The sequence below is a fragment of the Streptomyces sp. MK37H genome, assembly GCF_018035285.1.
In the GTDB taxonomy this organism is placed as follows: domain Bacteria; phylum Actinomycetota; class Actinomycetes; order Streptomycetales; family Streptomycetaceae; genus Streptomyces; species Streptomyces endocoffeicus.
On sequence record NZ_JAAAYH010000352.1, the window covers coordinates 1 to 9,563 of the forward strand.

At 74.4% G+C, this 9,563-nt stretch carries 13 protein-coding genes; all 13 read right to left on the bottom strand.

The features are described 5' to 3' along the window. Nucleotides 1–412 (bottom strand): 3-hydroxyacyl-ACP dehydratase FabZ family protein (locus GWI24_RS33770; RefSeq protein ID WP_210949865.1); only part of this gene is annotated, 412 nt, incomplete at its 3' end. Beyond that, nucleotides 409–870 carry a 3-hydroxyacyl-ACP dehydratase FabZ family protein gene (locus GWI24_RS33775; protein WP_210949866.1) on the bottom strand — a complete coding sequence of 154 codons (462 nt, stop codon included), beginning with the start codon at nucleotides 868–870 and terminating at the stop codon, nucleotides 409–411. The genes GWI24_RS33770 and GWI24_RS33775, both read right to left, overlap by 4 nt. A 1-nt stretch (nucleotide 871) precedes the next feature. After that, nucleotides 872–1,126, bottom strand: a complete 255-nt coding sequence (locus tag GWI24_RS33780) for an acyl carrier protein (RefSeq protein ID WP_210949867.1) — start codon at nucleotides 1,124–1,126, stop codon at nucleotides 872–874. Between the two features lie 34 nt (nucleotides 1,127–1,160). Further along, complete coding sequence (locus GWI24_RS33785; RefSeq protein ID WP_247617235.1) at nucleotides 1,161–2,147, bottom strand: ACP S-malonyltransferase; 987 nt, start codon at nucleotides 2,145–2,147, stop codon at nucleotides 1,161–1,163. A gap of 38 nt (nucleotides 2,148–2,185) precedes the next feature. After that, nucleotides 2,186–3,304, bottom strand: a complete 1,119-nt coding sequence (locus tag GWI24_RS33790; protein ID WP_210949868.1) for a beta-ketoacyl synthase N-terminal-like domain-containing protein — start codon at nucleotides 3,302–3,304, stop codon at nucleotides 2,186–2,188. A gap of 50 nt (nucleotides 3,305–3,354) precedes the next feature. After that, entirely contained in the window at nucleotides 3,355–3,750 is a 396-nt protein-coding gene (locus tag GWI24_RS33795; protein ID WP_210949869.1) for a hypothetical protein, read from the bottom strand. Between the two features lie 3 nt (nucleotides 3,751–3,753). Beyond that, entirely contained in the window at nucleotides 3,754–4,161 is a 408-nt protein-coding gene (locus GWI24_RS33800; protein ID WP_210949870.1) for a hypothetical protein, read from the bottom strand. Continuing rightward, nucleotides 4,161–4,487 (bottom strand): DsrE family protein, encoded by a 327-nt coding sequence (locus GWI24_RS33805; protein ID WP_037956203.1) that lies wholly within the window; start codon nucleotides 4,485–4,487, stop codon nucleotides 4,161–4,163. Before GWI24_RS33805 ends, GWI24_RS33800 begins: the two co-directional genes overlap by 1 nt. Further along, the gene (locus GWI24_RS33810) at nucleotides 4,484–5,275 is read right to left on the bottom strand and encodes an SDR family oxidoreductase (RefSeq protein WP_037956204.1); all 792 of its coding nucleotides are present in this window, start codon (nucleotides 5,273–5,275) and stop codon (nucleotides 4,484–4,486) included. The genes GWI24_RS33805 and GWI24_RS33810 overlap by 4 nt, the downstream gene beginning before the upstream one ends. Further along, on the bottom strand, nucleotides 5,272–6,354 hold the full coding sequence (locus GWI24_RS33815; protein WP_210949871.1) for a beta-ketoacyl synthase N-terminal-like domain-containing protein: 1,083 nt from the start codon (nucleotides 6,352–6,354) through the stop codon (nucleotides 5,272–5,274). The genes GWI24_RS33810 and GWI24_RS33815 overlap by 4 nt, the downstream gene beginning before the upstream one ends. Beyond that, entirely contained in the window at nucleotides 6,351–7,625 is a 1,275-nt protein-coding gene (locus GWI24_RS33820; RefSeq protein WP_210949872.1) for a beta-ketoacyl synthase N-terminal-like domain-containing protein, read from the bottom strand. Before GWI24_RS33820 ends, GWI24_RS33815 begins: the two co-directional genes overlap by 4 nt. Continuing rightward, complete coding sequence (locus GWI24_RS33825) at nucleotides 7,625–8,617, bottom strand: hypothetical protein (protein WP_210949873.1); 993 nt, start codon at nucleotides 8,615–8,617, stop codon at nucleotides 7,625–7,627. The genes GWI24_RS33820 and GWI24_RS33825 overlap by 1 nt, the downstream gene beginning before the upstream one ends. Continuing rightward, a partial coding sequence (locus GWI24_RS33830) for a beta-ketoacyl synthase N-terminal-like domain-containing protein (RefSeq protein WP_210949874.1) occupies nucleotides 8,614–9,563 on the bottom strand: 950 nt, incomplete at its 5' end. The genes GWI24_RS33830 and GWI24_RS33825, both read right to left, overlap by 4 nt.

The following is a 9,563-nucleotide window of genomic DNA, read 5'->3' on the forward strand; positions in this document are numbered from 1 at the left end:
CGGTCTCCTTGCCGACCAGGCTCTCGCCCTCGAAGACGTAGGTCTCGCCGACCTGGCGGGCCAGTCGCACATGATGCTCCACCACATCGCCGGGCACCACAGGTCGGTGGAACTCGGCGTCGGCGATGCCGCCCAGCAGCATCGCCTTGCCCGAGCGCACATCGGGGTTGGGCCGGTCCCAGGTGACCAGCACCCCGGCCACATGGCACCAGGACTCGATGAGCACCGTCCACGGATAGTGGTAGTCCTCCTCGGTCGCCGCGTCCGGCATCCCCTCGTACCAGGGCTCATTGCAGGTGACCGCCTTCAGCCCGCTCGCCCGCTCGCCCGGCACCAGCTCGGTGACCCGGTCGACCAGCAGCATGGGGTAGCGGTGCGGCAGCATCCGCTTGATCTCATCGACGCTGATCATCCGGCGTCCGCTCCTCGGTCCTGGTCGCTCCGCTCCCCCGCCCCGGCCACCGCGCCCGGGACGTCCCGGTTCTCGAAGCGCAGCCTTATCTGCGCGGCGGGCCCGCGCCCGGTGGCCGCCGAGGCCCGGCAGCGCCAGCCACCGTCCTTGCGCGACCAGACGTATTCGCTGGTCAGCTCGTCACCGGGGTAGACCGGGCTGAGGAAGCGGGAGGACTCGACGGCCGCCAGGACCCAGCGCCCGCCCGGTTCGCGCTCCGGCACGGTGGCGAGGGCGCCGCGCTGGACGTACTCCACGACACACACCCCGGGGAAGATGGCGAACCCCGGGAAGTGCCCGGCGAACACCTTCTCCGACGCGCCGACCACGGCCACGCACCGGGCGGGCCGTTCACCGGGGAGGCCAGGGTCCACGACCTCCACGGCGCCGTCCACCGGCCCGCACGCCGCCGCCGTCATCTCACTTCCCCATCTTCGAGGCGAGCAGGTCGTGCACCTTCTGGAGCGTGGTGATGTCCTTCATCTCCCGCTCCTCCAGCTTCACCGAGTACTTCTTCTCCAGGACGACCATGACCTCGAGGGCCATCAGGGAGTCCACGCCGAGGGTCTTGACGAAGTCGGCGTCCTCGGTGACGTCCTCCTCGTCCACGTCGAGCACATCCGCGACGAAGGTGCGCAGCTCGTCCATGTCCAGGGCGGCGGTGGCGTCGGCCATGCGGGGGTCTCCTTCCGCTCTCAGAGCGTGGGGCTCAGGGTTCGGGGGTGGTGAGCTTGGCGAGGGCGGCGGCCGACTCGACCGGGACGGTGAGCGCGCCGTCCGCGATCCGGCGGATCATGCCGGTCAGCTGGCGCCCGGGGCCCAGCTCCACGAACCGGACGCAGCCCAGCTCGCCGGCGAGCGTGCGGACGCTCTCCTCCCAGCGCACCGGGCTGGTGAGCTGGGTCAGTTCGAGGTCCCGCCAGTGCTCGCCGCTCGCGTACGGGCGGGCGTCCACGTTGGCGACGACCGGGGTGTGCTCGGGGGCGAAGTCCACGGCGGCCAGGGCCTCGCGCAGTTCATCGGCGGCCGCGGCCATCAGCGGGCTGTGGAAGGCGCCGCCGACGGCGAGCCGGATCACCTTGCCCTCGCTCTCGACGGCCAGTTCGGCGAGCCGGTCCACGGCCTCGGCGGTGCCCGAGAGCACGATGGCGCCGGGAGCGTTCACATTGGCGATCCAGACCTGGCCGCCGTCCTCCTGGACCCGGGTGACCAGCGCCTCCACGGTCTCCGGGCCGAGCCGCACCACGGCGGCCATGGTGCCGGGAGACTCCTCGGCGCACGCGCGCATGGCCCGGCCGCGGGCGGCCACGAGACGGGCGGTCTCGGCGAGCGGCAGGGCCCCGGCGGCGTGCAGCGCGGTGTACTCGCCCAGGCTGTGCCCGGCGCAGGCCACCACCCCGCCCAGCAGCCCGGCGGCCTCCGCCTCGCGGTGGGCGAGGACCTCGGTGGTGAAGACGGCGATCTGGGCGAGGTCGGTGCGGCGCAGCGTCTCGTCGTCGGCCTTCAGCAGGAGTTCCTCGACGTCGGTACCGGTGTACTCGGAGATCTCCGCCACCAGCGCCCAGGACGCGGTGTCCCGCCACGCCTCGCCCATGCCCGCCTTCTGGGCGCCCTGCCCGGGGAAGACCAACGCCGTACGGGGCGCCTCGCCACCGGAGGCCGCGGGGGGCGTGGCCATCGTCTCTCGGTCCGTCATCTCAACCAGCTCCTTCAAGTTCAGGGGGCGGCGGCCCGTCAGCGGATCCGCAGCAGGGCCGCGCCGACCACACCGTCCCGGTCCACGGTGGTGACCAGGGCGGTTTTGCCGGAGGGGATCTCCTTGCGCTCGGCCATCGCGAGCACGGCGGCGATCTGGAAGGCCGCCGCGGCGGCGCAGGTGTCCCCGATGGTGTCGGCGGCCGTGATCCGCGGCGGCTCCTCGCCGCCGAGGGCGGCGGCGAGGGCGGCGAGCTCGGCCTCCCCCTCGGCGCCGGGGGCGCCGGAGTCGGCGACGGCGCTCAGCTCGCCGGGGGTCACCCCGGTGCGGTCCAGCAGCCGGCCGATCGCCTCGGCGAGCACCGTACGGGCGGCTTTCGCGTCCGCGGCGCAGCCGAACTCCAGGCCCACCACCTCGGCGAGCCCCTCGCGGCCGTGCTCGCGCGCCGAGGCGTCGGGCTCCAGCAGCCATACGGCCGCGCCCTCGCCGAGCACGGCGGCGCTGTTCTCGTCCGCGCGGGCGTGCCACTCCAGCCAGGCGCGGGCGGAGGAGAACTCCTCGACCGCCCCGCACAGTACGGCCCTGGCCCGACCGGCCCGCTGCAGCCGCACCGCGTACCGCAGGGCGAGCAGCCCGGTGGCGCGGCCGCCCGCGATGGTGGTGTTGGGGCCCCTGAGCCCGTGCCAGATGGCGGACTGGCCGGCCGCGCAGTTCATCACGGTGTTGGGGAACCGAGCCGGGTCCACGTAGAAGGGCTTCTCGCCCACCAGCGAGTCCCGGGTGAAGTCCATGATGCTCTGGGCGGAGCCGGTGCTGGTGCCGAGCGCGAGACCGGTCTCCTCGCCCACCCCCGGCAGCCGCTCGCCCTCGCCGTACTCCCGCTCCCCGGTGAGCAGATGGCGTATCGCGGTGACGGCAAGGCCGGTGGCCCGGTCCATGGAGCGGGTGCCCTTGCGGCCGAGGAGCTGCCGGATGTGGAAGTCGGGCACGAGGCTCGCCTCGCGGAAGGGCGCCGACCACTCCTCGGGGTCCAGCGGCCGGGCGGCCGAGCGGCCGGACCGCAGGGCCGCGGTGAAGTCGGCCCCGCGCAGTCCCAGGGGCGATACGGCGGTCCAGGCCGAGATGACCGGGGCTGCCCCGGAGGGGGCGTTGACCATGGGTTCGGGTACTCCTTCGGTAGGGGCCAAGGGGTCGTGGGAGGGGCGGGTCACAGGAACCACACCTGTTCGTAGGAGGGCCAGCGGGCCGCGAGGTCGTCGCCCCCGATGACGCGTACGCCGGGCAGCAGCCGCTCGGCGGCGGTGCGGCCGAGCGCGGCCAGACCGTCCTCCTCGACCAGCACGGTCACCCCGGCGGCCAGCAGCTTCGCCACGGAGGTGGGCGGATGGGGCAGGGTGTCCAGGGTGCGGCCGCCGAGGCGCAGCGAGGGCCGGCAGCCGGTGTCGAGGGCGTAGCCCGCCGCGGGGCCGCGCAGCGCCAGATCGCAGCCGCCGCTCTGCCGGTGCAGATCGGGCACGCAGTACAGCACGTCGGCGTACTGGGTCTCGATCGAGCCCCGGTACGCCTTCTCCACGATCAGCAGCCAGCGCGCCTGGTCGCCCATGGCTCAGCACACCCCCATGAGCAGGCTCTTGTCCGCCGCGTTCACATGCTCGGCGAAGACGAACGGCGCCCGCTCGCGCACCTGCGGGATCTGCTCGGCGGCGCCCCGCTCCTCGGCGCAGAAGCGGCACACGTACCAGTACAGCCGGTCGGGGTGGTCCTCGATCAGCTCGCGGACGACCCGGGCGGTGGAGGGGTGCTCGCGCCCCAGGTCGGTGTAGTCGCGCGGTTTGGTGTCGCCGAGGGCCGCGCCGGTCAGCCGGGTGGCGTCGCCGCAGGTCCAGATCTGCACCCGGGCGCCCCGGCCGAGCAGCGCGGCCGCCAGCCGCAGCGCCGAGGTGACCAGGTCGCTCTGGTGTGGCGCGCCGAAGAGGTTGAGCAGCACATCGGTACGGGGGACGGGCCTGGGCATCAGTGCCACACCGCCCTGATCCGCGGCTCCAGCAGCTTGGCGGCCACGTCGTCCATCTCCACCAGCCGCGCCCGGGGGGTCAGATCGGCGGCGGGCAGGGCGCGCTGGGCGGCGGAGAAGGTGTCCACCCACAGCTCGCCGCCGTCGCTCAGGAACGTCTCGATGCCCGGGGCGGTGCCGGGGACGGCGGCGGTCACGCCGTTCTCCACGAGGAACAGCACCACCTGGTGACCGTCCCTGGCCAGCCGCGCGGCATCGCCGAGGAACCGCTCACAGGCGGGTCCGGTCTGCGGCCCGCCGCTCTCGATCAGCAGATGGGCCGTCATGTCAGCAGCTCACCGCCGTCCACACCGATCACATTGCCGGTGATCCAGGAGGAGTCGGTGCGCGAGAGCAGCGAGACCGCCTCGGCGACGTCCTCGGGCCGGGTCAGCCGCCGGTGCGGATTGAGGTCGCGGGCGTAGGCGGCGAGCCGGTCGCTGCCGGGGATGCGCTCCATGGACGGGGTCGGGGTGACCCCCGCGCGCAGCGCGTTGACGGCGATGCCGGAGGGGGCGAGCTCCAGGGCGAGCTGGCGCACATGGGACTCCAGGGCGGCCTTGGCCGCGGAGACGGCGCCGTAGTGGGGCATCACCCGGGCTCCCCCGGCGCTGGTCATCGCGTACACCTTGGCGCCCTGGCGCAGCAGCCCCGCGGTGAACAGGTCCTGGGTCCAGTAGACGAGCGAGTGCGCCATCACATCGAGCGTCATGTTCATCTGGCGGGCGGTCAGGCTGTCCTCGCCCTCGGCTCCGACGTACGGCAGCAGGGTGCCGAAGGCGAGCGAGTGCACCACGATCCGGATGCCCGTGCCGCCGGTCAGCTCCTCGAACCGGGGCAGCAGCTCCTCGCGGGTGCGGGCGGAGGCGGCGTTGGCGTTGAAGAAGTGGGCCTCGACGCCGTGGCCGCGCATCTCCTCCCGGGCGACGGCGGCCTTCTCCTGGCCGTCGGTGGTGTCGAAGTGGACGCCGAGGATGTGGACGCCCTCGCGGGCCAGTTCATGGGCGATGGCCAGGCCCATACCGCTGGAGGCGCCCAGGACCAGGCACCAGGAACCTTCGAGACGGGTGATCATCGGTCGCTCGTCCTCCGTCGTCCGCTCATGGGCTGCTCACTTCCGGCGCTCGCGTCGGCTCCGGCGGGCGCGTCGGCTCCGGCGCTCGCGTCGGCTTCTGCGGGCGCGTCCGGTATGGCGCTCGCGTCGCCCGGAGTCACCAGGCAGACGGCGGCGTTCCCCTCGGCCGCCGCGGTGACCACGGCGTGGGGGTGGCCCTCCGGTGCGCCGAGCGCGGCGGCCACGCGCGCCACCGGCTCCAGGGCGCCCGCGCCCGCGGGGACCCGCTCGGGCTCACCCGCCAGGGCCCGCCCGCCCAGCGCCTTCTCGTCCAGCGCCGCCGCCATGGCCTCGCCGACCGGGGAGCCGTCGAGGACGGCGGTGACGGCCAGGGGCCGGTCCGGCCGGTGGCCGAGGGCGTCCAGCGCGTCCCGCAGCAGCGCCGCGGCGTACTCGGCCCCCTCGGCGGAGGCGGCCACCTTCGGCGGCAGGAAGAACGAGCGGACGCCCACCCGGCCCAGCGCCGCCACCCCCCGGCTCCGGGCGGCCGGTTCGGGCTCCAGCACCAGCGCGACCGCCCCGGCCTCCGAGGTGTCCGCCCCCGGCTCGCCCTCGGGCAGCGCCTCCTCGGTGGCCCCGGCCAGCAGCCGCCGGGCCCGGCCGGTGGCGAGGGCGCGCTGGCCGGTCTGGAGCGCCTCCAGGCCCGCGACCCGGGGGCTGGTGAAGGTGAGGTTGAAGCCCTTGAGGTCGTGTTCGGTGGCCAGCCGGCTGCCGAAGAGGTTGATGGAGAAGTAGGGCGCGGTGACCGGGGACAGATCGTTCGCCCCGGTGGCCGTGACCGTACGGTCCATCGTGTGGTGCAGGGCGACGGCCGCGCTGTTGGTGCCCACCGCGGCGCCCCGCTCCTCGGGCCCGACCGCCGCCAGGGCGTCCGGCCCCGCCTGGGCCAGCGCGCGCTTGGCCGCGGCGAGGAAGTACTGGGAGGCGGCGGGCAGGTACTTGTAGCCGTGGCGGCCGAGCGCCGTACGGAAGTCGAAGCCGTCCGCGCCCACGGTGCCGATGCCCGTCACCACCAGGCCGACGGCCGGTTCGTTGCTCACGCGGCGGCCTCCCCGAAGACGAGCGAGATGTTGTTGCCTCCGAAGGCGTAGGCGTTGACCAGCCCGTACGCCCCGGTCATGGGCGCGGAGCCGGACGGCAGCGGCACCGCGCACTCCGGGTCCCGCTCGCCGACCGGCACATTCGGCGGCAGCGTCCTGTGGTGCAGCACCAGGCTGGCGGCCAGCGCGGCGAACGCGCCCGCCGCGCCGCCGGTGTGCCCGATGAGCGCCTTGACGCTGTAGAGGGGCGTACGGGGGGTCAGCGCGTCCAGCACCCGGCTCTCCACCACGTCGTTGAGCTCGGTGCCGGTGCCGTGCGGGATCACGAACCCCAGCCCGCCGGAGCCGGATTCGGGCCCGGACTCCGCCCCGGTCCCGGCCCCCGCCTCCCGGAGCGCCTCGCGCATCGCGCGCTCGATCTGCTCACCGGAGGGCTCGGGGGCGGTCGCGTGGTACGCGTCGCAGCTCCAGCCGGCGCCCGCCAGACGGCCGTAGACGGTGCGCGCGCCGCGCGCGCGGGCGTGCGTGGCGGACTCCAGGACGAGCACCGCGGCACCCTCCCCGAAGACGGTGCCCTGCCGTTCGACGGCGAACGGGCGGCAGCGCTCGGGGTCGATGGCGCCCAGCCGGTTGAAGCAGGCCAGGGCGACCCGGGAGTACGCCTCGGCGCCGCCCGCGATCACCACGTCGGCCTCGCCGGAGCGGATCAGGTCGGCGCCCACCGAGAGCGCGTAGCCGCTGGCGGCGCACGCGTTGCTGACGCAGGTGTTGACGCCCTGGGCACCGAACCACCCGCCGACCACCGAGGCCAGCGGGAAGGGGGGCGCCCAGCGGCCGGACGCGGGGGCCTCGCCGGTCCACCAGCCCTCGTGCAGATCCGTGTCGCCCATACCGGTGCTGAGGGCGACGGCCACCCGGCGCGGATCGAGCCCACCACCCGTGGCGTCCGGCCCCGTACCCGGCCCGGCTTCCGGCCCCGGCACCCCGGAGGGCCCCGGCAGCGCGGCGAGCCCCGCGTCGGCGACCGCCTCGCGCGCCGCCGCGAGCGCGAACCGCGAGCCGCGCCCCAGCGGCAGCCCGTCCTGCTCCTCGGGGCCGTCCGGGATGTCGGCCTCCGGCACCAGGTACATCAGCGGATGGTCCATATGGGCGAGCGGATCGGGGACCCGCGACGGCGCGGTGTCCGCCTTGTGCATCCCGCGCCAGAAGGCGCCTGTGCCCGCGCCCAGCGGGGACAGCGCGCCGAGGCCGGTGACCAGTACGTCGTCCATCAGGTGCCGCTCTGCTCTCCGCCGAGCGCGTCCAGCACCCGCCGGTCGAAGGGGACCAGCCGCCAGTCGCTGCGGTTGTCGATCACCGCGTAGCCGTGGGTGATCCGGCCGGTGGCGGTGAGGGTGAGCGCGCCGTCGCGGACCACGAAGCAGTCCAGCCGGGCGGTGTAGGTGAGGTCCTTGAAGATCTCCTCGACCGTGTAGACGGAGTAGAGGTCCTCCTCCATCACCGCCTCGTCGATGACGCGCACCGACGACTGGGGGACGACCGGTATCCATTTGCGGTCGTCCAGCAGGGTCTTGATGGAGATGCCGCGGTCGAGGACGAAGCGGTCCTTGGCCTCCTCCATCAGCCGCAGATAGCCGGACATCTGGAGCCGCTCGGTGAAGTGGCAGTAGGGGTACGGGATGTTCCACTTCCAGGCGTAGGCGTTGCGGCCCGCGGTCAGCGACGCCAGGACGGCGGCTTCGTCCCCGTCCGGCAGCGGCACCCGGACCGGCGCCAGCTCGCCCGCACGCGCCTCGGCCCCCAGCCGGTCCACCACGAACGGCGCGAATTCGGCGGGGGGTTCACCCAGCTCCGGCAGATAGGTGTCGGCGCGCAGCGAGACCCGCACCTTGGCGGCCACGGCCTTGAGGACCGAGCCGTCGCGCTCCACGCGGAGGGTCACCCGGAAGCCGAGGGTGCGGTCGTCGTCCTCGGTGTCCGGCACCACCTCGGCCTCGGCCTCGTCGTCCATGTGGAAGGCGTGCAGGATGCGGGTCTCCAGGGCAACGATGTCCAGGCCGAGACCGTGCTCCTCGTACAGCCGCCGGGCGGGCGCCCCGGAGTCCGCGAAGTGCACCAGCACGGCTTCCTCGACGAGGTAGTTGACGTGTTTGAAGCCGATCCAGGTGCAGATGTTCGACCCCTCGTAGCGCGGGCGCAGCCGGACGGTGGTGACGTCCGTCAGCAGGGCTTTGGTCGAAATCGGCGAGGCCACGGCGGTCATCGGGAACACTCCATGGAGATAAGGGCGGCACATGCGGGGTGCGGGGGGCACCGGTCGGGCGTGGGGCGCAGCAGCAGTCCGGCCACGGCGTCCGCGGTGTCGTCCCCGCTGGTGATCAATGCCTGACGGGACGCGGGCACCGGGTCCGGCGCGGCCCCGGGACCGGCCCCGGAGGCGGCGCTTCCGGCTCCCGCTTCCGGATTGGCTCCGGCCCCGGCGCGGGCCAGCCAGCCGACGGCCGCCGCGCACTGGAGCACCCCGAGAGCCCCGGAGGCCCGGCCCACCGCACCGGTGACGTCGTAGCGCGGCACGGTCCCCGGCACCGGTACGGCCCCGGCGGGCCCCTCGGCGTAACGCTCGGGGGTGAACCAGACGCCGGGGGCGGCACCGTCGGGCAGCAGAGCCTCGACGCAGCCGCTGAGCCCGGCCCGCCGTTCGTACGGCCCGAGGGCGGCGACGGCTCGCGCCCCCCGGGCCTCGGCCCAGCGGGCGCCCTCGACGACGAGGGCGGCGGCGCCGTCCAGCAGTTCCGCCGCGGACCGGCCGAGCAGATCCTCCACGACGGCGTTGTGTGTCTCCACGCCGATCACCACCGCGCGCCGGACCCGGCCCGCGGCGACCAGCGCGGCGCCCCAGTGCACGGCGTCCAGGCCGGAGGTCGCCCCGTTGCACAGCATCAGATTGGGGCCGCGCAGCCCATGGCGGATGGCCACCCAGGAGGCGATCACATTGCTGGAGGCGTTCGGCAGGCTCATGGGGCTGAGGTCCACGGCCGACCGCTCGGCGATGGCGGCGGCGGTGAGGCAGGCGGTGTCGAGGTTGCCCAGGTTGGAGCTGGCGACCACGCCGACGGTGTCGCCGGGCACGGTCACCTCCTCGCCGTCGGACGGGATCAGGCCGGCGTTCCGCAGCGCCTCCAGCGCGGCGCACAGCGCCAGCCGGGTGG

Bases quoted from the DNA above. Each gene is read 5' to 3' on its own strand.
- GWI24_RS33785 (WP_247617235.1), bottom strand. From the start codon at position 2,147: ATGACGGACCGAGAGACGATGGCCACGCCCCCCGCGGCCTCCGGTGGC.
- GWI24_RS33800 (WP_210949870.1), bottom strand. From the start codon at position 4,161: ATGCCCAGGCCCGTCCCCCGTACCGATGTGCTGCTCAACCTCTTCGGC.
- GWI24_RS33810 (WP_037956204.1), bottom strand. From the start codon at position 5,275: ATGATCACCCGTCTCGAAGGTTCCTGGTGCCTGGTCCTGGGCGCCTCC.
- GWI24_RS33795 (WP_210949869.1), bottom strand. From the start codon at position 3,750: ATGGGCGACCAGGCGCGCTGGCTGCTGATCGTGGAGAAGGCGTACCGG.
- GWI24_RS33780 (WP_210949867.1), bottom strand. From the start codon at position 1,126: ATGGCCGACGCCACCGCCGCCCTGGACATGGACGAGCTGCGCACCTTC.
- GWI24_RS33775 (WP_210949866.1), bottom strand. From the start codon at position 870: ATGACGGCGGCGGCGTGCGGGCCGGTGGACGGCGCCGTGGAGGTCGTG.
- GWI24_RS33790 (WP_210949868.1), bottom strand. From the start codon at position 3,304: ATGGTCAACGCCCCCTCCGGGGCAGCCCCGGTCATCTCGGCCTGGACC.
- GWI24_RS33825 (WP_210949873.1), bottom strand. From the start codon at position 8,617: ATGACCGCCGTGGCCTCGCCGATTTCGACCAAAGCCCTGCTGACGGAC.
- GWI24_RS33805 (WP_037956203.1), bottom strand. From the start codon at position 4,487: ATGACGGCCCATCTGCTGATCGAGAGCGGCGGGCCGCAGACCGGACCC.
- GWI24_RS33820 (WP_210949872.1), bottom strand. From the start codon at position 7,625: ATGGACGACGTACTGGTCACCGGCCTCGGCGCGCTGTCCCCGCTGGGC.